Source organism: Photorhabdus laumondii subsp. laumondii, from assembly GCF_003343245.1.
GTDB classification, from domain to species: domain Bacteria; phylum Pseudomonadota; class Gammaproteobacteria; order Enterobacterales; family Enterobacteriaceae; genus Photorhabdus; species Photorhabdus laumondii.
This window is the reverse complement of sequence record NZ_CP024901.1, coordinates 348,536-372,224: the sequence shown is the minus strand read 5'-3', so window position 1 is coordinate 372,224 and position 23,689 is coordinate 348,536. Positions and strand designations below refer to the sequence as shown.

Annotated in this window: 25 protein-coding genes and 1 pseudogene; 21 read left to right on the top strand and 5 right to left on the bottom strand. The window is 40.7% G+C overall.

Going from position 1 to position 23,689, the window contains the following annotated elements; genetic code table 11:
• The first annotated feature begins 160 nt into the window (after positions 1-160).
• Together PluTT01m_RS27835 and PluTT01m_RS01790 are read left to right on the top strand one after the other, a co-directional pair.
• Positions 161-283, top strand: a complete 123-nt coding sequence (locus PluTT01m_RS27835) for a hypothetical protein (protein ID WP_255563025.1) — start codon at positions 161-163, stop codon at positions 281-283.
• A gap of 153 nt (positions 284-436) precedes the next feature.
• The gene (locus PluTT01m_RS01790; RefSeq protein ID WP_011144743.1) at positions 437-988 is read left to right on the top strand and encodes a hypothetical protein; all 552 of its coding nucleotides are present in this window, start codon (positions 437-439) and stop codon (positions 986-988) included.
• A 103-nt stretch (positions 989-1,091) separates the two neighbouring features.
• Here PluTT01m_RS01790 and PluTT01m_RS01785 read toward each other — a convergent pair whose 3' ends face one another.
• Positions 1,092-1,289, bottom strand: a complete 198-nt coding sequence (locus PluTT01m_RS01785) for a DUF7706 family protein (RefSeq protein WP_011144742.1) — start codon at positions 1,287-1,289, stop codon at positions 1,092-1,094.
• On the opposite strand from PluTT01m_RS01785, the gene PluTT01m_RS28165 reads away from it, so the two are divergent.
• From PluTT01m_RS28165 to PluTT01m_RS01765, 5 genes and pseudogenes are all read left to right on the top strand, one after another.
• On the top strand, positions 1,258-1,440 hold the full coding sequence (locus tag PluTT01m_RS28165) for a hypothetical protein (protein WP_394326178.1): 183 nt from the start codon (positions 1,258-1,260) through the stop codon (positions 1,438-1,440). The genes PluTT01m_RS01785 and PluTT01m_RS28165 overlap by 32 nt on opposite strands.
• Positions 1,409-1,558, top strand: a complete 150-nt coding sequence (locus tag PluTT01m_RS27350) for a hypothetical protein (RefSeq protein WP_011144741.1) — start codon at positions 1,409-1,411, stop codon at positions 1,556-1,558. The genes PluTT01m_RS28165 and PluTT01m_RS27350 overlap by 32 nt, the downstream gene beginning before the upstream one ends.
• Positions 1,559-1,579: 21 nt before the next feature.
• The gene (locus PluTT01m_RS01775; protein ID WP_011144740.1) at positions 1,580-1,960 is read left to right on the top strand and encodes an SMI1/KNR4 family protein; all 381 of its coding nucleotides are present in this window, start codon (positions 1,580-1,582) and stop codon (positions 1,958-1,960) included.
• A gap of 275 nt (positions 1,961-2,235) precedes the next feature.
• Positions 2,236-2,658: pseudogene (locus tag PluTT01m_RS01770) on the top strand (DUF6386 family protein); the annotation flags it as partial.
• Positions 2,659-3,009: 351 nt separating this feature from the next.
• The gene (locus tag PluTT01m_RS01765; RefSeq protein WP_041379880.1) at positions 3,010-3,672 is read left to right on the top strand and encodes an Imm43 family immunity protein; all 663 of its coding nucleotides are present in this window, start codon (positions 3,010-3,012) and stop codon (positions 3,670-3,672) included.
• Positions 3,673-3,870: 198 nt separating this feature from the next.
• Here PluTT01m_RS01765 and PluTT01m_RS01760 read toward each other — a convergent pair whose 3' ends face one another.
• On the bottom strand, positions 3,871-4,896 hold the full coding sequence (locus tag PluTT01m_RS01760; protein ID WP_011144720.1) for an IS630-like element ISPlu19 family transposase: 1,026 nt from the start codon (positions 4,894-4,896) through the stop codon (positions 3,871-3,873).
• 1,127 nt (positions 4,897-6,023) lie between these two features.
• On the opposite strand from PluTT01m_RS01760, the gene PluTT01m_RS01755 reads away from it, so the two are divergent.
• The 3 genes from PluTT01m_RS01755 (at position 6,024) to PluTT01m_RS01745 (ending at position 7,499) form a co-directional block, all read left to right on the top strand.
• The gene (locus PluTT01m_RS01755; protein WP_198408803.1) at positions 6,024-6,368 is read left to right on the top strand and encodes an HNH/ENDO VII family nuclease; all 345 of its coding nucleotides are present in this window, start codon (positions 6,024-6,026) and stop codon (positions 6,366-6,368) included.
• A gap of 136 nt (positions 6,369-6,504) precedes the next feature.
• Complete coding sequence (locus PluTT01m_RS01750) at positions 6,505-6,975, top strand: SMI1/KNR4 family protein (RefSeq protein ID WP_011144735.1); 471 nt, start codon at positions 6,505-6,507, stop codon at positions 6,973-6,975.
• Positions 6,976-7,148: 173 nt separating this feature from the next.
• Positions 7,149-7,499: a hypothetical protein gene (locus PluTT01m_RS01745; RefSeq protein WP_011144734.1), complete on the top strand. Its 351-nt coding sequence runs from the start codon at positions 7,149-7,151 to the stop codon at positions 7,497-7,499.
• A gap of 77 nt (positions 7,500-7,576) precedes the next feature.
• Here PluTT01m_RS01745 and PluTT01m_RS01740 read toward each other — a convergent pair whose 3' ends face one another.
• The 3 genes from PluTT01m_RS01740 to PluTT01m_RS01730 form a co-directional block, all read right to left on the bottom strand.
• Positions 7,577-8,896 (bottom strand): MvaI/BcnI family restriction endonuclease, encoded by a 1,320-nt coding sequence (locus PluTT01m_RS01740; protein ID WP_011144733.1) that lies wholly within the window; start codon positions 8,894-8,896, stop codon positions 7,577-7,579.
• A gap of 197 nt (positions 8,897-9,093) precedes the next feature.
• Positions 9,094-9,567 (bottom strand): very short patch repair endonuclease, encoded by a 474-nt coding sequence (locus tag PluTT01m_RS01735; protein ID WP_011144732.1) that lies wholly within the window; start codon positions 9,565-9,567, stop codon positions 9,094-9,096.
• 7 nt (positions 9,568-9,574) lie between these two features.
• The gene (locus PluTT01m_RS01730; protein WP_011144731.1) at positions 9,575-11,011 is read right to left on the bottom strand and encodes a DNA cytosine methyltransferase; all 1,437 of its coding nucleotides are present in this window, start codon (positions 11,009-11,011) and stop codon (positions 9,575-9,577) included.
• A gap of 125 nt (positions 11,012-11,136) precedes the next feature.
• Here PluTT01m_RS01730 and tssA point away from each other — a divergent pair, with 125 nt between their 5' ends.
• The 11 genes from tssA to PluTT01m_RS01665 all read left to right on the top strand — a co-directional run bounded on the left by tssA (position 11,137) and on the right by PluTT01m_RS01665 (position 23,199).
• Entirely contained in the window at positions 11,137-11,796 is a 660-nt protein-coding gene (tssA, locus tag PluTT01m_RS01725) for a type VI secretion system protein TssA (RefSeq protein WP_237146622.1), read from the top strand.
• Complete coding sequence (tssM, locus tag PluTT01m_RS01720) at positions 11,793-15,338, top strand: type VI secretion system membrane subunit TssM (protein WP_011144729.1); 3,546 nt, start codon at positions 11,793-11,795, stop codon at positions 15,336-15,338. Before tssA ends, tssM begins: the two co-directional genes overlap by 4 nt.
• 95 nt (positions 15,339-15,433) lie before the next feature.
• The gene (locus tag PluTT01m_RS01715) at positions 15,434-16,327 is read left to right on the top strand and encodes a type VI secretion system ImpA family N-terminal domain-containing protein (RefSeq protein ID WP_011144728.1); all 894 of its coding nucleotides are present in this window, start codon (positions 15,434-15,436) and stop codon (positions 16,325-16,327) included.
• Between the two features lie 10 nt (positions 16,328-16,337).
• Positions 16,338-17,720, top strand: coding sequence for an IS4-like element ISPlu9 family transposase (locus PluTT01m_RS01710; protein WP_011144727.1), 1,383 nt, complete (start codon positions 16,338-16,340; stop codon positions 17,718-17,720).
• Positions 17,721-18,552: 832 nt separating this feature from the next.
• Positions 18,553-19,032, top strand: coding sequence for a hypothetical protein (locus PluTT01m_RS01695; RefSeq protein ID WP_011144725.1), 480 nt, complete (start codon positions 18,553-18,555; stop codon positions 19,030-19,032).
• Between the two features lie 350 nt (positions 19,033-19,382).
• Positions 19,383-20,045 (top strand): Imm43 family immunity protein, encoded by a 663-nt coding sequence (locus tag PluTT01m_RS01690; protein WP_041379880.1) that lies wholly within the window; start codon positions 19,383-19,385, stop codon positions 20,043-20,045.
• 680 nt (positions 20,046-20,725) lie between these two features.
• Complete coding sequence (locus PluTT01m_RS27075; RefSeq protein ID WP_165828650.1) at positions 20,726-20,914, top strand: hypothetical protein; 189 nt, start codon at positions 20,726-20,728, stop codon at positions 20,912-20,914.
• A 117-nt stretch (positions 20,915-21,031) separates the two neighbouring features.
• Entirely contained in the window at positions 21,032-21,526 is a 495-nt protein-coding gene (locus tag PluTT01m_RS01680; protein ID WP_011144723.1) for a hypothetical protein, read from the top strand.
• 157 nt (positions 21,527-21,683) lie between these two features.
• Positions 21,684-22,568, top strand: coding sequence for an IS982-like element ISPlu11 family transposase (locus tag PluTT01m_RS01675; protein ID WP_011144722.1), 885 nt, complete (start codon positions 21,684-21,686; stop codon positions 22,566-22,568).
• A gap of 67 nt (positions 22,569-22,635) precedes the next feature.
• The gene (locus tag PluTT01m_RS28160) at positions 22,636-22,797 is read left to right on the top strand and encodes an HNH/endonuclease VII fold putative polymorphic toxin (RefSeq protein WP_082303148.1); all 162 of its coding nucleotides are present in this window, start codon (positions 22,636-22,638) and stop codon (positions 22,795-22,797) included.
• Between the two features lie 9 nt (positions 22,798-22,806).
• A complete protein-coding gene (locus PluTT01m_RS01665) occupies positions 22,807-23,199 on the top strand; it encodes an immunity 50 family protein (RefSeq protein WP_011144721.1) in 393 nt (130 codons plus the stop codon).
• The last annotated feature ends 490 nt before the right edge of the window (positions 23,200-23,689 follow it).

Below are 23,689 nucleotides of genomic sequence, written 5' to 3'. Positions count from 1 at the left end.
AATAATAAGATAAACAAAGGGATAATACAGAAAAATATAATATTAACGATAAATATATACATAAGATATATTTTTGCTATTTTATTCTGTTTTTTCTCTGAAACAACAAAAAGCCGGAATCACTTCCGGCTGGCTTCTTTCTTACCGTGGGTGAATACCCATGCCACGCCAACGCCGTGTGGTTAGTGCAATGGCAAGGCATCAAGGTAATCATGATGTAATAAGAAATGCTCTGGATAAAATAAATTTAAATCAATCAACTGATACCATATCGAAAAAGTGACTCACATACAAAATATAGCTAAAAAAATATGGATAATGGCAATATTATTAAATCCAAAGAGATGTATACACTGATATTCAGGGGAAATACGTAAATTAAACAGGCAGACAAAGCGTCTTTGATCTCTGGAGTAAAACTGTAGGATAATTCAATATGGGTGAGACAATAAGTTTTCATATGGAACCGGTTGAATTTTTTAAAAGTTCGTATTTTTTATCCGGTTCTATTGGAGAATTTAATGAATATGAAATTATTGATAATAAAGATATGGCATTAAAGCTTCTTTTCGATCAAGACATACCATGTAACTATATGGTTTGGAGTGATTTTTTTTCTGATCTGGTATCCGAGTTTTATCTTCATGAGGATTATAAAAAAGCAGAAAAGGATATCCTTGACAGAATAAAAATATCTACCCAGGATCAAGTTAAAGAAAACATTAGAAAAAGAAAACTATATCTTACAAGAAAGAAACAAGGGTTAGTTGATAACATAGAATACGATAACTTTCTAAATGAAGTAAATGACGAATGTAATTACATGTTAAATATGATAAGCATTTATCGATATTTATTTTCTTTTAATCAAGACTCTAAATTAGAAGAAATATTTTCTATATTTAAAAAAGGAGTTATGCCGTGCGGTATAAAAAAAGATAAAAAGACATTAGTTATTTTCAATCCTATTCTTTTGAAGAATAGTTAATAAAATTATAGATGAACTGCCCTCAAAAGCTAGATTCAACATTTAATGACTAGATTTAGAGAAGCAGTTCACAATCACTAGATCTTCCGATGTTCTTATTGATTTACCGTGGCGCATACCCTCGGTAAGCCAGAGCAGATTGAAGCTTACCGAGGGCATCCTTAATCTGATACGCCTCCTCGTCATTCACGGCACAGGCGCGTATCTCCGCCCAGTTCAGCCGCTTGACCAGTTGGGCCAAAGCCAGCGCTTCAAGGTGAGTTAACTGAATGTCCTGCAAATGTTCAATGGCTATTGTCATCTCATGCTCTCCCCTTAACCAGCAAAACCACTTATCAGCGCCCGCTACATTATTACATTCAACTTCTAGGATGCCTCATGCTCAAATCAGCGCAGCACAAAAGATAAAAAGAGAGATATATGAGGAAAGAGGAATTTCATACAAGTTATAGGGAGATGATTGATGCTGGCGTACCTAAAGCTCAAGCAAGAAAAGCCCTTGGCGATGCTTATAAATATTTTGATAAGCTTAGAGGCGCTAATAAAAACAATCCATTCTTTGATATCTAGATTTATTAAGAGGAAAATTTCATGAAGAAAGAAGATATTTTAGAGAAATTAAATTCTATTGAAAAAGAATTGAATATTAAATTACCTAATTTTTATAGAAAGTTTTTATCCGAGAAAATTCAAAATGAACCTTATATTGAAATAACCGGAAAAGATCAAGAAAATATATATGTTTATAATTGTGAATATGTTATTAAAAGAAATAAAACATATAACATTCAAGAGGCTAAACCAAATTATTTTTTAATCGGTCAAGATGGTGATCTTGGTTACTTTATATATGTAGAAAAAGATAAGGAAAGTGATATTATTTATAGCCTAGACTTGGGGGCTTTAGGTAGCGTAGAAATGGATAAGGAAGCGGATAAAGAAGCAAATGATATTTATAGTTTAGGAATATAAATATCTAAAAGTCAGCCAAGATAATGAGTTAGGGCTATCTTGGCTGAATAAATAACGTTTCATAATTCTGCTACACATGACCTTCTTCAACCCATTGTTATACATAGAATTATGAGTAGTATAAGATGTAGCGCTATTTGGGAATCTTATTTATATAAATCGAATTTTAATCGATAAAAATTCTGGCAGGAAAGCAGGATTAAAAGCTGGCGATAAAATTAGTGAAATAATATTCATTTGAGGATGATTTCAATGAACGATTCTTTTTTTTCACAACGGATACAGCAACTTTAGCTATATTTGATTTACAAGCAATAAAACACAGAATAACAGATACTCCTGATTGGTGGAGTATTCCAGACGATGAATTAAAAGAAGTAAATGAAGGCAATATTGCTTTTTTTGGCTTAAGAGATGATGGCGATTATGTAATTGAAATTATTGATAATATTGAACAGCCAGATATTAGTTTGAACATAAAGTCACCATCGGGAAAAATATTCATTGGTGCCGGGGAAGATACCACAGGAGGAGATTTAGAACCTGATGATTCAGAATATATTTCAGGAAAGAAGATATCTTTAGAAAAAGGAAATTATCTGATCTTATTAAAGAAAAATGAAAACAACATACAGATATCATTTATAAAAAGTCAGTATTTTTCAAATAACCTTCAGGAGCCTATTAGATTAGGTTAATTCAAGTAGGGCAGAAGATCTTACAGATCTTCTGCCCTGATTAATGATCTACCGTGGCGCATACCCACAGTATGCCAGTGCCGACTGGAGCTTATCGATAGTATATTTATAAGAGAATGAATCCAATGGTTTAATTCCGTCTCAAAAAAATCCAGTTTATTGTCAAGGTTATATTTCTTAGAAAATGAAATTTTCTTTATCCATGAGCAGGACAATATGATTGGAATGATTCTTAATGATGCTTTTCATCCACATGAAGAAAATATGATTTTAAAAAAATAATCAGATGGATATGAAAAATAAAATATGGTCTGGTCAAGTATCTACAACCAAATGTGGGAGAGTAAATTAATGAATTATTATGTATTAATGAACGATTATAATTCTTCACTAATGCCAAGATATCTTCATGCTATAGTAGATACCGAGAATCAAATTAATGAAAAATGGGATTATGAAGGCTCCAGGCATGATATACCTTATTATCTATTAGATAAGGAATGCCCTAATACTTTATATTTGTTATGTAATAAAAATATTGGGAAATTGTGGTTTAATTATTATCAACACAATATGGCTCATATCCTATCTGATAGATTTTTCGATATTATCAATGAGTTTAAATTAAGTGATCATGTTTTAAAAAAATTAATTGCGACATCTATTAAAGATGGAAAAACTATCAATAACTCATTAAATTATCTTTTTTTTACTGACAAAGAGTTATTTCTAAATGAAAAATATTCAATATTGGAAAAAGATAAATATGGAAATTTAATTCCTCATAAATTATCTTTTCATAATGAATCATTAAATTATGATATTTTTTCAATACGGACTACTTTATTAGCAGGATTTATTTTTATTTCAGAAAAAGTAGCTAACAGATTAATTAAAGAAAATATCAAAAGAATAAAGCTAATTAAATTAGATGAAGTCTTGAATCACTATTGTGTAGATTTTAAGTACGACATTAAAGCTAATGTCAAAAAAGGGAAAATAAAATTACCCTAAGCTAATAGTAAAAAGCCGGAAAGATCCCCGTGATCTTCCGGCTTTGTTATTTCCATGCTTAAAATAAATATTTTTCACGGTTGGACTTATATATTAAATATATAATTTAAAATTAAAAAAATATAAAATAAATAATAATATAAAAAACAATAATACATAAAAATATAATATTAATAGTAAATATATACCCAAGAAACTTCAAGATGCAGTTTTTAGCACCTGAAAATGGTCGTTAATTCTAGACATCAGCGAGTCCGCTATATCCGGTAGCGTTGTGGTGAAAAATTTGAAGACGTTGTCTCGAAATTCATGTTTATCCGCAAAATAACGGTTATTTCGAACCTGTTCATTCATGACCTTCCATAATCGCTCTATTGGGTTTAAATTTGGGCTATAGGGAGGAAGGTAATGTAACTCAATATTGCTAACATAAGCCCACTCCTTAACAAGATGAGCTTTGTTGTAACCCGCCCCATCCACAATAAGATGAATTTTTTGATGATAGTCAGGATAAGACTTTCTTATTTCATTGAAAAAACAGCAAATGTTGTAGTCATTGATGGTTTGATATTCCTGGAACACCGTACGACCAATGGCATTCAGGTTGAGCGCGCCCAATATATTCAGGCGAGTCCGGCTTCCTGTTGTTTTTACTGTTTTTTTCTCGCCTTTTCGCATCCAGCCATAACCGAGTTTGGTGCCTTGAGTCGGGTGAACAGCATCAAGAAAAAGGATGGGTTCGTCTTTCGCTGTGACTTTAAGATTCTCATAATATTCAATAAATTGTCGCTGTTTTTCTGCGTCGAATTTATGAGGGACGCCACAAGGTTTTTTATAAGAAAAACCCTGACGGTGTAGCCATTTATTCATGCCGGGAATGCTAAAGGTAATATTCCAGAGCTGAGCAACATAGGCCACGATTTCATGGGTGTGATGGAAAAGATGTTGAGATAAGTGATTGATTAAAAAATCAGTTTGTTCTTGAGAAAGCAAACTATCAGACCCCCCATTATCAGATTTAAGTTTACCTTGATTAAGGTAATCGCTGATATGACGGTTAACGGTCATTTCATGAAGACGCAGGGCCTGAGCGATCATCACTGAACTCCAGCCTTCAGAGGCCAGCAGGACCGCTTTGATGCGATCACACTCCCTCTTATCACGGCAGGTGTGATGGAGATGTTCAAGTTCGGCTTTTTGTTCATCGGTAATGAATATTTTCATAGCGAGGATAATGATCTCCATTTCGGATAAAATCAAGCATCTTCAATGATTACGGGTATATACATATGCTATATTTTAGCTATTTTATTCTGTTTTCTCTCTGAAACAGTAAAAAGCCGGAATCGCTTCCGGCTGGCTTCTTTCTTACCGTGGAGAATACCCATGCCACGCCGACGGGTTAGTGTAATAGCAAGGCATCAAGGTAATCATCACGGATATACTGATGCAATACTCTGGATAAAATAAATCTACATCAATCAATTAATACTATATCGAAACAAGTAGCTAACATTCAAAATATAACTAAAAAAGATATGGAGAATGGCAATATTATTAAAAACAAAGATAGGTATAACACTAATATTCAGGGGGAAGACGTAAATTAAAAAGTCAGACAAAGCATCTTTGATCTCTGGAGTAGAATTTTAGGATAATTTAATCTGGGTGAGATAATAAATTTTTATATGGAACCCGTTGAATTCTTTAAAAGCTCGGATTTTTTATCCGGTTCTATTGAAGAATTTAATGAATATGAAATTATGGATAATAAAGATAGGGCATTAAAGCTTCTTTTCGATCAAGACATACCAAGTAACTATATGGTTTAGAGTGATTTTTTCTCTAATTTGGCATCCGAGTTTTATCTTCATGAGGATTATAAAAAAGCAGAAAAGGATATCCTTCACAGAATAAAAATATCTACCCAGGATCAAGTCAAAGAAAATATGAGAAAAAGAAAATGATATCTTATAAGAAAGAAAAAAAGGTTAGTTGATAACATAGAATACGATAACTTTCTAAATGAAGTAAATGACGAATGTAATAACAGGTTAAATATGACAAACATTTATCGATATTTATTTTAATCAAGACGCTAAATTAGAAGAAATATTTTCTATATTTAAAAAAGGAGTTATGCCGTGCGGTATAAAAAAAGATAAAAAGACATGAGTTATTTTCAATCCTATTCTTTTGAAGAATAGTTAATAAAATTATAGATGAACGGCCCTCAAAAGCTAGATTCAACATTTAATAACTAAATAAGATTCTAAAATAGTGCTACATATTATACCACTCATAATTCCATATATAACAATAGGTTGAATAAGGCCATGTGTAGCAAAATTATGAAACGCTATTTAGATTTAGAGAGGCAGTTCACAATCACCAAATCTTCCGATGTTCTTATTGATCTACCGTGGCGCATACCCACAGTAAGTCAGTGCGGATTGAAGCTTAGAGTTTACCAAGGAAATGATTTATTTGATCTCAATCATATTGATGACTTCGGAAGGACGAATATTCAACGAATGAAGAAAGGGATTACACCTATTGGTAAGGATGGCTTAGAAATAAACCTTCATCATGTCATTCAAAATGAACCTGGCCCAATGACTGAAATTTTAAGTAGTACCCATAGTAAATACAACCATATGCTTCATATGTATTCAAATCAATGGGATAAAACATAGGTCGGTCCTGATGGCATAAGACGCACATATAATAATGCGCCACCATCAACGAATAGGCACCCATTTAACCAGTGGAAGAAAACATATTGGAAAACAAGAGCATTGGACTTTTTAACTCCTTAAGAGGAAGGAAGCTATGAATTATATAGATTTAATTGAAAAGGAAATGATATCAAGCGGGGAAGAAATTCTTTCTAGTGGCGGGGTTGATATAGATACTATCCGTGAATTCGAATCATTGCTTGGTGTTACTTTTCCTGAATCATATAAATTTTTCTTACAAAAATATGGAACACTTTCTTTCGGCGGAGATGATTACTATGGAATAACTAAAAAGGGAATAAATGGAAATCAAGCCCCATGTATTCTGTATGTAACAAAGCAGGCCAGAGATTCCGGTGATATAGATGAAGGGATGATTAAAATAAAATCATCGGGATATGGTCCTTCCTATTCTATTGATACCAATATTAAAGGAAAAACAGGAGAAGCTGTAGTAGTTGAGACTGAATTATCCTTCAAAAGAGACGGAGCTAAAAACATAATTGCAGATAGTTATGCTGAGTTTCTCTTAGAAGAAATAAAACAAGCTATAGAAGACTTATAAAAGCTACTTTATATTAATAATGATAAGCCAGAGAAATCTGGCTTGCCCATTTTAAAATTAAACGTCTCATCCCGCCCAATAAATTCCCAATAAATTCCCAATAAATTCCCACATCCGCAGCTTGATCTCTCTGAGCTGGAAGTCAAATTTAAATGCATTGAAAAGATAACCATATGAAAAATTATGAGAAAATAATAGAATCTATTTTTAGTGAATTATTTGATGACAACTTACCCCGTTATCAGAATAGTTTAACCCGTCCAATAGATAATAATGATGATGTGTATGCTAACGCCAGAAAAGCATTATCAAAATTAGATGATCAAGACAAAACAGCTATTTTTGACTTCTTCAAGGTAGTAATACCTGATACATCATCAACTATATTTGGAACCATTGATGGTTCTCATTTTCCCCCCAATATAGATGGTGATTTTACGTTAATTTATGGAGACGAAGAAATACAAGGAAGTTTACAAGATTTATTCATAGAAAAAGCTGAGAATAAAGGTATTTTTAATTAAAAAAGTAAGGCTGAAAGATCCTCTGCAATCTTCCAGCCTTATTATGATCGTAATGCTCCAGTGAACTCATACTTCAATTAATTTTCATTTAAATCTAAGCTCTCAGCTTTATCATAAATACTTAATACATCTTTCCATTTTATCCTGAACTGATTTCTTTTTTTCACTTTAGACAATCCTTCCTGGTATTTTATATTAACACCTGGATCATAGTATATTTTACTTGATTCAAGTGCATTTATAAATTTATTAAGATTAGCACCTGTAGCTAATACAATTTGGGGACCAAACTTATAGTATGGGAAATCACCATTTTTCACATCATACGAGACAAAACATGTTTTAGAATGTTTCCGTTTCCAGTGGTCTAATAATTTTCCGAAATTCCAGCCAGCAGCAATATTACCATTTATACTCCTAAGTACTAATCCGCCATCAGGATCTATAATTTTTTTCTTATCAAAATCATATCCTTCGAGATATAAAGTCAGCTTCGTTTTTTCGTTTAACAATCCGATTTTATGTATACTGGCAAAATCGACTCTATCCTCTTTTTTACTGGATGCATAATCACTCATAAATTTATGTAAATTTTCTATGTATTCTCCTTTATTTGGCTCTGGTGTCATTAAAGTTACAACGCTTCCTGAATGTGCTTTTAATTCCCAACCAGAAAAATCAGGTCCAGATCTGCCATTTGGTATAATTCCAAATAAACTTTCCAGGGTAAAACCTGCCCCATTTCTTGCTCTATATTCAATTACATTACCATTTTTATCCAGTCTTTGCGATTTAATAAAACCATAAGAATAAATTTCCTTCAAACGAGTTATAAGATCACTACGGCTGTCTTTAATATTAGAGTAATATTCATAAAAAACAGAGAAAACAGGATTCATTAAATTTTTATCTATTAATTCTCTGAGCTCAATGGAAAGAGCGTCTTCCCAAGAACTCATATAAGCAAAAACCATGTCTTTACATATACCAAGAATTAAATAACGATTCTTATCACATCTATTTATTCTTTCCTCTTTCGTTGGCGGTTGCATTAAATGAGATGGTGCTATTGAACAACCATTTATAATTCCCGACAGGCGAATTTCTGGATAGTTAGGATACAAAATAATTTGAGAACCATGTGCCTGTTCTTTACAACTGTCAGTATTTATCCAAAATAAATTTAATGTGGCCTTAAATCTCGCACCTTTTTTTGACATACCAGCGCTTTTCAGTTCATCAACAGGAATACCCTGTATGACAGAAAAATCCGCTCCCAAATATATCTGTTGTTTAGAATTGTCATTGTTTGCAAGTGGCTTAACTATAATTTTTTTAGCTCCCAAATCCTTCATGATAACTGATATTTTATCTATATTTATCAGTTTATTAGTCATCTTCTGCCCCGTCCATTAGTTATAATCTCTCTATAGATTAACTCTATTAAAGTAAAAATAGAATGCCACACTGAAGGATAGATTATTTTTCAAACAAAATAAAACTTATAGGTGGAAGCGATTTGGTATGTAATGTAACTGTTTCTTACAGAAAAAGAGTCAAAAAACACTTTTAATTCAAATAACTACTCATTTTTCTATAAAAGTATTTTATGTATCCCCACTGTATCAATTTCCGCATGAGTTTCACTGGCACATAGCCATTCTTCAATTCTTTCTGACAACTCATTATCTGTCAGTTTCAAACGTCCTCTCAAAGTACATTCCCAAATAACTAATATCTTCCAGCTATTATCCGAAAGAGAACTCATAACAAATTGATCTCTTCTGATATTTTTCTCAATTTTATCTAACCAGAATTCAGTTCGGGTTGCCGGAGTTTTGAATAGATGACAATTATGCCCATGCCAGAAACATCCATGAACAAACAAAACAGCCTGATATTCATCAATAACGAAATCAGGCTTACCCGGAAGCTCCCTTACCTGCACTCTATAAGTTACCCCAAGGTCATGAAGAATTTTAACGAGCTTTTTTTCTATGGCTGTATCACAGTTACGAATTGCTCTCATATTTTTACTGCGGGTGGATGGATTGTGAACATCAGCCATAAATTATCTATGCCGCCTGATCTTTGTTTATCTGCTGTTGTTTCACTGCTTTCGCTATATAAGGAGCTAATAATTTAGCAACAGCTGTAAATACAGGCACAACAACTGAGTTTCCAAACTGTCGATAAGCTTGTGTATCTGAAACTGGAATATGAAATGCTTCTCCCTGAGGAGACTCAAACCCCATTAGCCGTGCGCATTCTTTCGGTGTTAAACGACGCGGGCGATTTTCCTGGTTATCTGGATTATCAAAATCCTGTTCCCCAAGCTTTTTATTCCATCCCCGGTCAATAAGGATTTCTGAGCCATCTTTATGGTAACGCGCAGAAAGTGTGCGAGTAACACTATCCTTATTGTTGGGATCTATAAGGCCAAATCCAAAGCCATTTCCTTTAGCCTGATGTTTTCTGGCATAATTATATAAATATTTCCAGAGATTAGGGGTAAGAATATATTTACTGTCAACTTCTGGTTCAAGTAAATCCGCAAGTGTTGGCCGTTCTTTCGGGAAATATCGACTAATATCCCTAAGTGTAAATCCTTGATGAATATTCAGATCTTTCCGAAAACCAACTAACACAATTCGTTCCCTATGCTGAGGCAAAAAATATTTTCCATCAATAATTTTAGGATCATTCGGCCCCATGATATCAGCATCAGCAACAGCGTATCCCAGCTCATTCAATGTATTCATGATAATACGGAATGTTTTCCCTTTATCATGACTTTTTAAGTTCTTAACGTTTTCCAGAAGAAAAATAGCAGGTTTTTTAGCTGTAATAATTCTGGCCACATCAAAAAAAAGAGTTCCCTGTGTATCACACTCAAACCCATGAGCACGACCAAGGGAGTTCTTTTTCGAAACACCTGCTAATGAAAATGGCTGACATGGAAAGCCTGCCAAAAGAACATCATGATCTGGAATTTCTTTATCAATATTTTTATAAGCTTCTTTTTCATCTATTTTTGAGTTTTCACTTAATGTTATTTCACGAATATCAGAATTAAATTTATGGGATTCCGGATCACAATACCAGTTTGCTTTGTAGGTACGAACAGCATCTTTGTTCCATTCGCTGGTAAAAACACACTGACCGCCAATTTCTTCAAAACCTTTTCGAATTCCTCCAATCCCTGCAAAAAGATCAATGAAACGGAAACCGTATTGAGGATGATTTTTGGGTGGTTCAGGTAGCATTTTTTGGAGCATAGCAACTTCAACTTCTGTTAACAACTTCTGGACTGATTTTCCGTGAAACCAGCGATTTAAAGTTTCACGGGTCCAGTCGTTATAATTTACTCTGCGCAAAAGTTCTGCAATAGTTTTTTGATCATAAGACTCAAAAAGTTGTCCCATCAGCTTTTTATCTGATGCCAACTTTTGCTGCTGCAATAACTTCGATTTTTCATGGAGATCCTGGGCATACGAAAAAAATTCTTTCATTTTATTTATCCGAAAAATGTTTTATTTAGTGATATTATATCACTCGATTGACCCAGAATAAAGAAATTTATGGATATTTATACAGTTATTTACTTTACACAGTGACTCATCTAACCACAGCACCGATGGCGAATGGCACCGGCAAAACACCGCTGGCGCCGACGTCGGCAGACCGCACCGCCGATTATCTGGCGAAACTCCCGGCGGCGGATAACGCCCTGCTGCAACAGATAGAACAGAGTCTGACCCTGGCCCCTTACTGGCTGGACGGACACGCTATCGCGGCACAGGCCGCCGGCAAACTGGGTTACCACGCCGTGGCTGACGCTATCCGCGATGAACTCCGGGCCTTTCTTGACCGTCTGCCGGTCCTGCAAAACCTGTCTTTCTCCGATATGAGCCCGTTTATCTCCGACGCCACGCTGAACTGGCTGCATCCCCCGGCGACCGCCACCGTCAGCAGCGGCACCACGCCGGAACAGGACGCTGTCTGGCACTGTTTTCAGCAACACGGACTGGAAGCCGCCCTCCACGCCGCGGAGCAATATCAGCAACACCTGACCGAACCGCGGGATCAATTCTACGGTCAGTTACTGACGGCCCAGTTACTGGAGCAGGCGGGCATGCACGCACTGGCACAACAACATTACCGCCAGCTGCGCCAGGCAGGACAACACCTGTCACTCGCCGACTGGGAACCCGGCCTGCTGGCGGCCCTGGCAGAAAAAGCCCCGATGACCGCCCCCGCCAAGACGACGACCGCAAACAGGAGCGTTAACCCATGAACTGGCTTTCTCTGCTGCTCAACAATATCAAAAAACCGGCGAGGCCGCGTCTGCCGCCCCTGAAAGCCACCGCCTCGCTGATACTGGCCCTCCTGCCCTGTCTGGCCCTCATCTGGCTCTGGTGGTGGGGACCCGGCTGGCAGTTTAAGCAGACGCATCCGCTGGACACCCTGTCTGCCCGCTGGCTGGCGACGGTGATCATCCTCCTGCTGGCCCTGAGCGTTGTCGGGATAAAAATCTGGCGCCGCCTGCGCCAGCTTGAAAAACTTAAGCTGGAGGGGGAACTGAACACCGTCGATCCGGTGCGCGCCGATATCACCCGTCAGGACCGTTATCTCCATCACTGGAAAGCGCAACTGCAACGCCATCTGGGGACCCGGGATTATCTCTACCAGCGCCCCTGGTACCTGGTGATGGGTAACACCGGCAGCGGCAAAACCGCCCTGATTCAGGCCGGCTGCCGGCTGACTGACATTGCCGCCCCGGACACCCTGAGCGGGGAAGAGGCGCTGCCCCTGCATCTGCGCTGCTGGCTAGGGGAGAAAGCCGTCATCATTGACCCGGACGGGTTCCTTATCGACCAGATATCGCCGCCGGACACCGGCAAACCCCAGCTGCCCGCCCGCCTGTGGCAGGCGCTGCTCGTCTGGCTCACCGAAAACCGTCAGCGCCAGCCGCTCAACGGCATCATCCTGACGGTGGACATTCACCGCTTACTGACCGACAACAAAGCGCAGCGGGAACGGGTTATTGCCGCGCTTCACCTGCGCCTGCAGGATCTGCGATTAACTCTGCATCATCCTCTGCCTTTCTATCTGGTGCTGACCAAACTCGACCGGCTGCACGGTTTCAGCGCCGCTTTCCAGTCACTGGACAGCGCGCAGCGCGCCCAGATCCTGGGCGTCACCTTTAGCCTGAATGCGCGGGATGAGCAGAGCTGGCGCACTGAGCTGGCCCAGTTCTGGTGCCAGTGGATGCAGCAGCTCAACGCGGCCATGCCGGACATGATGCTCAACAAAGTCGATATCAGTCAGCGCAGTCCGCTGTTCAGCTTCACCCGCCAGATACAGGGGCTGCACAGCTATCTGGTGCCGCTGCTGGAGGGGCTCCTCGACAACGGCGGCCCGGCACAGCCCGGCCTGCGGGGGGTTTATCTCACCTCGTCTCAACAAATCGGCCGGATAGATGACCTGTTTACCCAGTCTGCCGCCGTGCAGTATCACCTGGGGCCGCAGGCTTTTCCCACCTGGCCGGTGGCGGACACCGTGCCCTACTTCACCCACGCGCTGTTTGAAGCGGTCCTGCTGGCCGAACCGAATCTGGCGGCTGAAAACCGCCGGTGGTTAAGCCGCCACCGCCACACACTGCTGACCTTCTCCACAGCAGGTGCCGGGGTGGTGCTGGCCCTGTGGAGCGGCTGGCACTATTACTATCAGCAGAACTACCGGGCCGGTGACGAGGTCCTGGCGCAGGCCAACATCTTCCTGTCGGTGCCGCCGCCCACCGGCGAAGACCGTCTCGGCAATTTACAGCTTCCCCTGCTCAATCCGCTGCGTGAGGCCACGCTGGCCTACGGGGATTACCATCAGAAAGGGCTGCTGGCGGATATGGGGCTCTATCAGGGCGCAGCGGTCGGCCCGTATGTGGAAAACACCTACCTGCAACTGCTGTCTCAGCGCTTCCTGCCGGCCTTAATGAACGGCCTGCTGGATGACCTGAACCGGGCACCGAAAGGCAGCGAAGAAAAACTGGCCGTCCTGCGTATCATGCGGATGCTGGAAGACGGCAGCGGCCGCCATAAATCGCTGGTCGAACATTATATGCAGGCGCGCTGGAGTCAGGCGTTTAACGGCCAGCGCCCGTTGCAGGCGCAGTTACTGACGCATCTGGACTATGCGCTGGATCACACCGACTGGCGGGCCGCACGGGAGGCGGGCGATCAGGCCGCTATCAGCCGCTTTGCACCTTACCAACTGCCGCTCATCAATGCCGAGAAAGAACTGAGTCAGCTCTCGATTTATCAGCGGGTCTACCAGAACCTGCGCATTAAAGCCCAGGATTCACTGCCGCCGCCCCTCAACCTGCGCGACCAGATTGGCCCGGGCTTTGACCGCCTCTTTATGGCCAATAATGACAAGCAACTGATTATCCCGCAGTTCCTGACGATAAACGGCCTCAACAACTACTTCGTCAAACAGGACGACCAGCTGATCGACCTCACCGTCATGGACAGCTGGGTGCTGAACCTGTCACACAACGTGCAGTACAGCGACACGGACCGGCAGGAAATCCAGCGACAAATCACTGAACAGTACCTGGGAGACTACACGGCCACCTGGCGCGCGGCCATGAACAACCTGGATATTCGTGATTTCACCGATATCCCGCAGGCCCTCAGCGCCCTTGAACAGGTCATCAGCGGCGAACAGCCCATCAGCCGGGCCCTGCAAATCCTGAGCGACAACACCCGTCTGCCGGAGATTAACGAGACGCTGCCGGCCAAAGCCCGGCAGCCGTTACGTGATACCCCGGATTACCGCCTGCGGGTGCGTATTCACCGGGAATTCGCGCCGGAAACCGCGGTGCTGGAGGAGTCCGGGGACAAAAACAGCACCCTGCAGGGGGTTTATCAGCAACTGGCGGCCCTGCACCGTTACCTGCTGGGCATTCAGAACGCGCCGGTCCCGGGGAAAGCCGCCCTGAATGCCGTTCAGCAGCGGCTTGAACAGCATAACGACGACCCGATTTTCGACGTACAGCAGCGGGCGAAAACCCTGCCGGCACCGCTCAACCGCTGGGTCGGCGCACTGGCGGAACAGGCCTGGCGGGTGGTGATGCGGGAAGCCATCCGTTCGCTGGAAATCGAATGGCACGACACCGTCGTCAGACAGTACCAGACCTACCTGGCCGGCCGCTATCCGTTTAACCCGGACGCGACGGAGGAGGTGCCGCTCAGTGAGTTCGGGCGGTTCTTCCGGCCCGGCGGCACGCTGGATGCCTTCTATCAGCAGAACCTGAAACCGTTTGTGGAAAACAACCTGACCCACCGCGCGGACGGCCAGCAACTTATCCGCCCGGATGTGCTGGAACAGCTGAAACGGGCCGACCGTATCCGCGACACCTTCTTCTCGCCGCAAAACGGTCTGGGGGTCCAGTATGCCATTGAGCCCCTCAGCCTGACCGGCAATAAACGCCGCAGCCTGCTCAATCTCGACGGCCAGCTGCTCGATTACGCCCACGGCCGCAGCAGCATTGTGCACCTCATCTGGCCCAACGCGATGCGGGCCGGGGTGGAAAGCCAGCTCACACTGATACCGGATGCCGGCGGCAAATCGCCGCGCGCCATCCGCTTCACCGGCCCGTGGGCCCAGCTGCGCCTGATTAACAGCGGCAAACTGACTAACGTACGTCAGGATTCGTTTGATGTGCGGTTCACGGTGGACGGGGGCGACATGACCTACCGTCTCTACGTGGATGAATCCGACAACCCGTTTGCCGGCGGCCTGTTCAGTCAGTTCAGACTGCCTGACACCCTGTATTAAGGGCAAACTGTATTAATAGCAAATTTTATTCATTGCAACATAGCAACCCACCCTGTCCTCCGCGCCGGCGGAGGCAGGTTAAAGGATGAACGGCCATGCGTGAACCCCCTGAAAACCTGATTATCCGCGCCGGCGGCAACCCGATGACGCTGCCGGCATTCACGGCCATACGCGAAGAAATTAACAAAATCAACCACCCGTCTCAGCCGGCGGTGAACTGGCCGCTCATTGAATCCCTGGCCCTGACGCTGTTTCGCTCCCACGGCGTCGATTTGCAGAGCGCGATTTACTACACCCTGGCCCGGATGCAGCTCAGCGGCCTGGCGGGGTTTACCGAAGGCTGTGAACTGCTGGCCGGGGTGATGGTCAGCCAGTGGGATGACCTGTGGCCGCCGCAGCCGGCGGTCCGCACCGACCTGCTGGACTGGTTTAACACCCGCTGCGGCCACGCCTTACGCCAGCACGATTACACCGCCCGCGACCTGCGGATGATTTACCGGGCCGAGCGGGCCTTACAGCTGATAGTCGACCGGCTCCAGCAGTCCGACCTGAAACGCCTGCCGAAGGTCGACAACCTGCTGTGGTTCTTCCAGAACACCGCCAAAAAACTGGAACAGACCCGCATCCTGCCCAAACCCGCCGCCAAACCCGTGCAGATGCCGCCGCTGGTTTACCTCGCCGGCACCGAACCGGCACCGTCTGAACCGGACACCGGCGACGACGCGGGATATGCCCCCTCTCAGCCGAAAGTCCAGGTCCGTTTCCCTGAACCGCCCCCGCGGCCGATGAGTGCCTTACAGGGGTTCGGCCTGGGCCTGTTACTGGGTGCATTCGTCCTGACCGGGACCTGGCTGGGATTTTACCGGCCTCTGCAACAGCAATTCACTGCCCTGACTGACACCTGTCTTTCCTACACAAATATTTTAACCCGCCCCCGCGTTATTGAACTTTTCCCTCATAGATTGATCTCAATAAAAAACACGACTTGAGGTAATCTTTATGTTTTCAACCAGCGCCGAACAATGGGCAAATGACACGTTTCAACATGCGGAATTAGGTGATAAACGCCGTACCAACCGCCTGGTGAAAGTGGCCTGTTCGTTGGCTAACCATATAGGACAATCGCTCGTGCAATCTCTTGACTCTCCTGCCGATGTTGAAGCGGCCTACCGACTGACCCGAAATTCCGCCATTGCGCCTCAGGCCATCGCCGAAGCCGGATTTACCGCCACCGTCGCTCACGCTCAACGTTATCATTGCCTGTTAGCGCTGGAAGACACGACAACCCTGTCATTTTCCCATGCGTCGGTCGCCGATGAACTCGGCTATACCACCTCAAAGGAAAAATCCCGGGGCATGCAGGCACACTCGGTGTTGTTATTTGCGCCTGAAGAACAACAGGTCGTGGGGTTGATAGAGCAACAGCGCTGGTGTCGAGATGTCAGTGATTATGGCAAAAGCCGACAACGCGATACACGCCCTTATGAAGGGAAAGAGAGTTATAAGTGGGAACGGGCCTCACAAGCCGTCGACAGCCGGTTAGGGGAGCAGATGGCCAACGTGATTTCTGTCTGTGACCGTGAAGCCGATATCATCGAATATCTGCGTTATAAAACGAGCCAAAAACAACGTTTCGTCATCCGTTCGATGCAAAACCGGCGTATAGAGGAAAGTCAGGATAAACTTTATGACTTTATTAGCCGGTTACAGAGTGCTGGAGAACGATTAGTTCAGGTCAGACAGAAAGGCGGGCGTCAGGCGCGTGTCGCGCATTGTGATATCAGTTATGCCGAAGTGACGTTGAAAATCCCCGAAGGAAAAAGCGGTGAGGCGGTGCGGATATTTTATGTCGGTTGCTACGAAAAAGGTCCGGAGGATGGGCTTTGCTGGCATCTTCTGACCTCCGAACCCGTCAACAGTCAGGAAGACGCCCATAAAATATTCAGTTATTACGAGCGCCGCTGGCTGATAGAAGAATTTCACAAAGCGTGGAAAACGGGCGGCACGCAGGTAGAAGCGCTGCGTATGCAAAGCAAAGATAATCTGGAGCGCATGATAGTGCTGCTGGCCTTTATTGCGGTACGAATACACCAGCTGCGTTTTATGGGTCTGAACAAAGAAGAGGCAGAGAAAGAGAGCTGTGAGACAGTATTAAGCCCCCTGGCGTGGAAATTACTGTGGTCAAAACAAGAAAAACGCCGTGTGCCGAAAAAAGCCCCGAGTTTGCATTGGGCCTTCATCAATCTGGGAAAACTGGCCGGCTGGTACGATTCCAAACGCACGGGTCGAGTCGGATGGGAACGACTTTGGGAAGGCTGGTTTCGGCTGCAAACCCTGATAGACGGCTATTTGCTGGCTAAATCAGTTGATTTGGAGATCTGATCAAGAGACAGCGCGAGCGGGGGCTCCCCGCTGAACCCCGTCGATAAGCGGGCTTCGCCAGCCCGCACCCGGCCAACCCGCGTCAGCGGCGCAGACAAGCTGCCCCGCCGCCCCGGGTTATCGACAAAACCCGGTTCTGGCAGAAAAAGCGGGGCGAAACCCGGCACTGACATCGGGGAAAAAGTGAGCTAAAATCGGCAAAATGCCCGTCGGGGCGAGTTGATATGTTCTTTAACAGGGCGGGAAAAAGCGGTGAAGAAAAAGGCTGCTAAATCAGGGGGAAAGGTCCGCTCAACTGTATGATGGCGTCGGAATAGTGCCTAAGATCCTTTAAATCTTAGTGGTGGCGTTAACCCGTACAGCTATGTCCATGATCCGGTCAATTGGATTGACCCTCTGGGATTGGCAGGGTGCCCTCTTATTAATCGCATCGTTAATGATGCGAATAAAGTTGCGTCACCGGGAGGGCATATAACGTCTAAGCAAGCAGAAATATTGAAAAGTAACTTACCTGTTGTTCAAAGGCGTAGTGCTCTTCAAAATCAGGTATCTCGAAAAGAGTTTGTGAGAGATCAAGATTATCTAATGAAGCAATGGGAGACTAATACAGGTAGGACATGGCCGATTGGTGCAACTCCGCATCATATAATTCCGTTGGAAAGTGGCGGAGCAAATAAGTGGTGGAATTTAATGCCTACTCATGGAACATTACCTAATCACTCACTACCTGGAATACCTGGCCCACATGCTGCGGGAGGGGTCCTTCGCACTACAATCCAACAAGGAAGAAAAGCTCTTCCTCCGGGAACCATAACTGATTTGAGATTGTAATATGATTGATATTAACGAAGAATTAGGACAAATTAAAAAGACGAGTTTTTTCTCTAATATGGGTTTATCTGATCTTCAGGATGAAGATGTAATTTTGATTGAGAGTGTTGAAAAGGTATTTATTAATCCTTCGGATATTGAATTTAAAGGTTATTATAAAAATACTAAATGGCTTCCAACATCACCAACTCAAGAAGATCCATTTTATAAGAAGCAAGATAGCCCGAAAGATCTTGTAGAAATCAGAGTGAAGATAAATAAAGCGGTCATGAGTATGACTAAAGAGTTGGCTAAAGGTAAATTTATATCTGGACCACATGATTTTAACCAAGTAGCAAGAAATGCTATATGCTATGCATTTAGACAATATATATCTGAAAAATATCTTAATCTTGGTAATAAATGGGAAAGAATAGTAAAAATATATTATGCAGGACATTGGCCTGTTGGAATTTCTAAAGAAAAAATAATAGTAATTTGATATAAAAGCCGGAAGATTTTCAGAGATCTTCCGGCCTTATTATGATCTATTTTGGTGCATGCCAACGGTAAGCCAGCGCCGATTGGAGCTTATCGATGGTATATTTATAAGAGAATGAATCCAATGGTTTAATTCCATCTCAAAAAAACCCAGTTTATTGTCAAGGTTATATTTCTTAGAAAATGAAATTTTCTTTATCCATGAGCAGGACAATATGATTGGAATGATTCTTAATGATGCTTTTCATCCACATGAAGAAAATATGATTTTAAAAAAAATAATCAGATGGATATGAAAAATAAAATATGGTCTGGTCAAGTATCTACAACAAAATGTGGGAGAGTAAATTAATGAATTATTATGTATTAATGAACGATTATAATTCTTCACTAATGCCAAGATATCTTCATGCTATAGTAGATACCGAGAATCAAATTAATGAAAAATGGGATTATGAAGGCTCCAGGCATGATATACCTTATTATCTATTAGATAAGGAATGCCCTAATACTTTATATTTGTTATGTAATAAAAATATTGGGAAATTGTGGTTTAATTATTATCAACACAATATGGCTCATATCCTATCTGATAGATTTTTCGATATTATCAATGAGTTTAAATTAAGTGATCATGTTTTAAAAAAATTAATTGCGACATCTATTAAAGATGGAAAAACTATCAATAACTCATTAAATTATCTTTTTTTTACTGACAAAGAGTTATTTCTAAATGAAAAATATTCAATATTGGAAAAAGATAAATATGGAAATTTAATTCCTCATAAATTATCTTTTCATAATGAATCATTAAATTATGATATTTTTTCAATACGGACTACTTTATTAGCAGGATTTATCTTTATTTCAGAAAAAGTAGCTAACAGATTAATTAAAGAAAATATCAAAAGAATAAAGCTAATTAAATTAGATGAAGTCTTGAATCACTATTGTGTAGATTTTAAGTACGACATTAAAGCTAATGTCAAAAAAGGGAAAATAAAATTACCCTAAGCTAATAGTAAAAAGCCGGAAAGATCCCTGTGATCTTTCAGCTTTGTTATTTTTATGTTTAAAACAAATAGATTACAGAGTTGGTCTTATATATTAAATATATAACTTAAAATCATAAAAATATAAAACAAATAAGAAGATAAACAGAATAATAATACAGAAAAATATAATATCAATGGTAAATATTAACATAGTCTATATTTTAGCTATTTTATTCTTTTTTTTCTCTTAAACAGCAAAAAACCGGAATCACTTCCGGCTAGCTTCTTTCTTACCGCGGTGAATGCCACGCCAACGCCGACGGGTTAGTACAATGGCAAGGCATCAAGGTAATCACAGATATACTGATGCAATGCTCTAGATAAAATAAATCTACATCAATCAATTAATACCATATCGAAACAAGTAGCTAACATCCAAAATATAGCTAAAAAAGATATGGAGAATGGCAATATTATTAAACCCAAAGATATGTATAACACTAATATTCAGGGGGAAGACGTAAATTAAAAAATCAGACAAAGCATCTTTGATGCTCTGGAGTAAAATTTTAGGATAATTTAACATGGGTAATATAATAATCTTTTATATGGAACCCGTTGAATTTTTTTTAAAAATTCTGATTCTCATCCGGTTCTATTGAAAAATTTAATGAACACGAAATTATTGATAATAAAAATATGACATTAAAGCTTATTTTCGATCAAGACATACCAGGCAACTATATGGTTTTGAGTAATTTTTTCTCTGATCTGGTATCTGAATTTTATCTTCATGAGGATTATAAAAAAGCAGAAAAGGATATCCTTGACAGAATAAAAACATCTACTCAGGATCAAGTTAAAGAAAAGATGAGAAAAAGAAAATAATATCTTATAAGAAAGAAGCAAGAGTTGGCTTATAACATAGAATACGATAATTTTCTAAATGAAGTAAAATATACCTAGATTTGCCAGAAACATGGAAGGATTTAAAGGGTGTAAATCATGACAAATATCATAGGAAATAAGTCCACTTTTGCTGTTGAATACTCTCTTGAAAATAGAAAAAAGTTAATTGGTCGGGCAAGACTCTGGATTAACGGGATTTTTTTGGGAAGTTTAGGCGATACAATATTTTTTGATGGATATTTAATTGGTGGGCTTACAGAAATTTTAAATAAAAATAAGTTAGATGAGAGATATTTACTTGATGATCATCATTTAATCTATGATTTATTAGAAAATGACATGAATCTCTTTGATGATGAAAAATATGATTTAGCAAAATCTTTCTCTGTTAATTTAGGTACATGGTCGGATTATTTTGATATGTACTCATATAAATTAACCGATAATCTCGGTATTATTTTGTGGAAATTTATTGGTCATAATGATGCATTGGAAGATTTAATAGGCTATCCACGCTGTGTATTTTCCGAACAGTTTAGATATGATGAATTGGTTAACATAATAAATAGGCTTCATATTGTAGGATCTTAATAGTGAAGCTTTTTGCTATCTAAAATAATCAGTTATAGCTGAAAAACATGTATATGAAAATTAACTAACCCGAATTCTGGATAAGAAATTGACATGAAGCCTGTTCCAGGAGCAATGTTTTGGTGCACGCCGAAACAGCTCCGGGGAGGAACAGGCTATGAACAAGTTAGTTGAAATTTTCTGCGATGTCGATGATTTTTGCCGCTTCTTCATTCCTCAATGGGAATTATTTTGTTTCGAAAAAGGGTACCGCCAGCGTCATCGGCAAGGCCATATGCACCCCAGTGAAATCATGACTATTTTGATCCTTTTTCATATGGCGCATTACCGTGATTTTAAACATTTTTATCTGGAACATATTTGGAAATATCACCACAAAGATTTCCCCACCCTGCTCAGTTATACCCGTTTTGTCAGTGTTGCCCCTTCCGTTTTGGTCCCACTATGTAGTTATCTGACTCAATTAAAAGGAAAACCGACCAAGATTGCTTTTATTGATTCCACGAGTTTGTGCGTCTGTCATAACATCCGTATCCCGCGTCATAAGGTTTTTAAGGGAATAGCCCAGCGCGGAAAAACATCAATGGGCTGGTTTTACGGCTTCAAATTACACTTGGTTGTTAACCATCAGGGCGAAATTCTCGCGCTAAAAGTGACTCCCGGTAATGTGAATGATCGAGAGCCTGTACGCGAATTATCAAAATCGTTAACGGGTTATCTTTACGGTGATAAAGGTTATCTCAGTCAGGAACTGGCCGATGATTTAGCCAAAATCGGTGTGACTTTCATCACGAAGAAACGCCGTAATATGAAAGCACAAGCGCTGTCTGAGTGGAATAACTTAATGTTAAAAAAGAGATTTATCATCGAAACGATTAACGGGCAATTAAAGACCATTTCTCAAATTGAGCACTCGCGCCACCGAAGTATAAAAGGCTTTCTGTTGTGTGTTTTAGGTGGATTGATTGCTTACAGCCTTAAATTGAAAAAGCCATCACTGAAAATTTTCTACTCAGAGAAAGATATTTTAATGACGGCTTAAGCAGAATTCGGGTTAACTAACTTTGAAAAATCAGCCGGAAAGATCCCCATGATCTTCCGGCTTTGTAATAGTAATACAGGAACATTCCGCAGGGCATATATATGGCCCACCGGGGACTCCTGGAAATCAGGGGCCTCATTTTAATCCTAGAGAATATAATCCTGCGTCTGGAGATGGATTTAGAAACAAAAGTGTCGATGGATTACCAGAACATTATAATTTTCCTTGAGGCAAATAAATGTGGTTTGATCATGCTATTTTTAAAGAAAAAATTAAGTTCATGTTTAATAATGAACTATCGATGGAACATGTTGGATTTGAACAATTTTTATATTATGACACATCTAGATTAAAAATTTTTTTCTGTAGCAAAAATATACCAAACGTTATTCCAGAAAAATGGAGGAGGAAAAAGTTTAATTGTTTTATGATCACATTGACATGTATTGATGTTTCTGTATTGGAAATTAATGGGGGAGGAGTTGCATTTGAATGTACCCCCATTATTGAATCAACGAAGGAAAAAACAGAAATTACAATAAAAAATGATGGCTTTTACCTCCATTGTTCTACCAGAACAATGGTAATAGAGGATATTACACCGCATTGGGATGTACGATGGACTAAATAATATAAATAGCCGGAAAGAGCCCACGAGATCTTCCGGCTTTCTGATGATCTATCTTGGCATACAGCTATGTCCATGATCCGGTCAATTGGATTGGCTGGCTGGGTGTAATACCCAATTTAATTCCAGAAAAGATGCTCTTAGAGCTGCAAAAAGAGATATTGGCATTCCTAAAAACCAGCGTCCAAATAAGTATTTAATCAGAAACATCAAAATACAAAAGAATATGATCAGGTAATGTTAAATAAGATTCCAAAATAGTGCTACATCTTATGCCACCCATAATTCTATGTATAACAATGGGTTGAATAAGGCTATGTGTAGCAGAATTATGAAACGTTATTTAACAGACAGAAATGGTCAACCTATCTTAAATTAAAATAAAAAACCTATTTGGACAAGGTGGTGTAGGTGATCAAGGTTAATTTTAATGTGAAACCTCATGATAATATTAGAACTGGTAGCGTTGATGGAACAGTAGACCATTATAGTT

Coding starts and splice junctions, on each gene's coding strand:
- PluTT01m_RS28165 (WP_394326178.1), top strand. CDS start 1,258: ATGTCCTGCAAATGTTCAATGGCTATTGTCATCTCATGCTCTCCCCTT.
- PluTT01m_RS01750 (WP_011144735.1), top strand. CDS start 6,505: ATGAATTATATAGATTTAATTGAAAAGGAAATGATATCAAGCGGGGAA.
- PluTT01m_RS01785 (WP_011144742.1), bottom strand. CDS start 1,289: ATGACAATAGCCATTGAACATTTGCAGGACATTCAGTTAACTCACCTT.
- tssM (WP_011144729.1), top strand. CDS start 11,793: ATGAACTGGCTTTCTCTGCTGCTCAACAATATCAAAAAACCGGCGAGG.
- PluTT01m_RS01740 (WP_011144733.1), bottom strand. CDS start 8,896: ATGACTAATAAACTGATAAATATAGATAAAATATCAGTTATCATGAAG.
- PluTT01m_RS01775 (WP_011144740.1), top strand. CDS start 1,580: ATGAAGAAAGAAGATATTTTAGAGAAATTAAATTCTATTGAAAAAGAA.
- PluTT01m_RS01745 (WP_011144734.1), top strand. CDS start 7,149: ATGAAAAATTATGAGAAAATAATAGAATCTATTTTTAGTGAATTATTT.
- PluTT01m_RS01760 (WP_011144720.1), bottom strand. CDS start 4,896: ATGAAAATATTCATTACCGATGAACAAAAAGCCGAACTTGAACATCTC.
- PluTT01m_RS01730 (WP_011144731.1), bottom strand. CDS start 11,011: ATGAAAGAATTTTTTTCGTATGCCCAGGATCTCCATGAAAAATCGAAG.
- tssA (WP_237146622.1), top strand. CDS start 11,137: ATGGCGAATGGCACCGGCAAAACACCGCTGGCGCCGACGTCGGCAGAC.
- PluTT01m_RS01765 (WP_041379880.1), top strand. CDS start 3,010: ATGAATTATTATGTATTAATGAACGATTATAATTCTTCACTAATGCCA.
- PluTT01m_RS01735 (WP_011144732.1), bottom strand. CDS start 9,567: ATGGCTGATGTTCACAATCCATCCACCCGCAGTAAAAATATGAGAGCA.
- PluTT01m_RS01715 (WP_011144728.1), top strand. CDS start 15,434: ATGCGTGAACCCCCTGAAAACCTGATTATCCGCGCCGGCGGCAACCCG.
- PluTT01m_RS01675 (WP_011144722.1), top strand. CDS start 21,684: ATGAACAAGTTAGTTGAAATTTTCTGCGATGTCGATGATTTTTGCCGC.
- PluTT01m_RS01665 (WP_011144721.1), top strand. CDS start 22,807: ATGTGGTTTGATCATGCTATTTTTAAAGAAAAAATTAAGTTCATGTTT.
- PluTT01m_RS27835 (WP_255563025.1), top strand. CDS start 161: ATGCCACGCCAACGCCGTGTGGTTAGTGCAATGGCAAGGCATCAAGGT.
- PluTT01m_RS01695 (WP_011144725.1), top strand. CDS start 18,553: ATGATTGATATTAACGAAGAATTAGGACAAATTAAAAAGACGAGTTTT.
- PluTT01m_RS27350 (WP_011144741.1), top strand. CDS start 1,409: ATGAGGAAAGAGGAATTTCATACAAGTTATAGGGAGATGATTGATGCT.
- PluTT01m_RS01680 (WP_011144723.1), top strand. CDS start 21,032: ATGACAAATATCATAGGAAATAAGTCCACTTTTGCTGTTGAATACTCT.
- PluTT01m_RS27075 (WP_165828650.1), top strand. CDS start 20,726: ATGACATTAAAGCTTATTTTCGATCAAGACATACCAGGCAACTATATG.
- PluTT01m_RS01710 (WP_011144727.1), top strand. CDS start 16,338: ATGTTTTCAACCAGCGCCGAACAATGGGCAAATGACACGTTTCAACAT.
- PluTT01m_RS01755 (WP_198408803.1), top strand. CDS start 6,024: ATGAAACGCTATTTAGATTTAGAGAGGCAGTTCACAATCACCAAATCT.
- PluTT01m_RS01790 (WP_011144743.1), top strand. CDS start 437: ATGGGTGAGACAATAAGTTTTCATATGGAACCGGTTGAATTTTTTAAA.
- PluTT01m_RS01690 (WP_041379880.1), top strand. CDS start 19,383: ATGAATTATTATGTATTAATGAACGATTATAATTCTTCACTAATGCCA.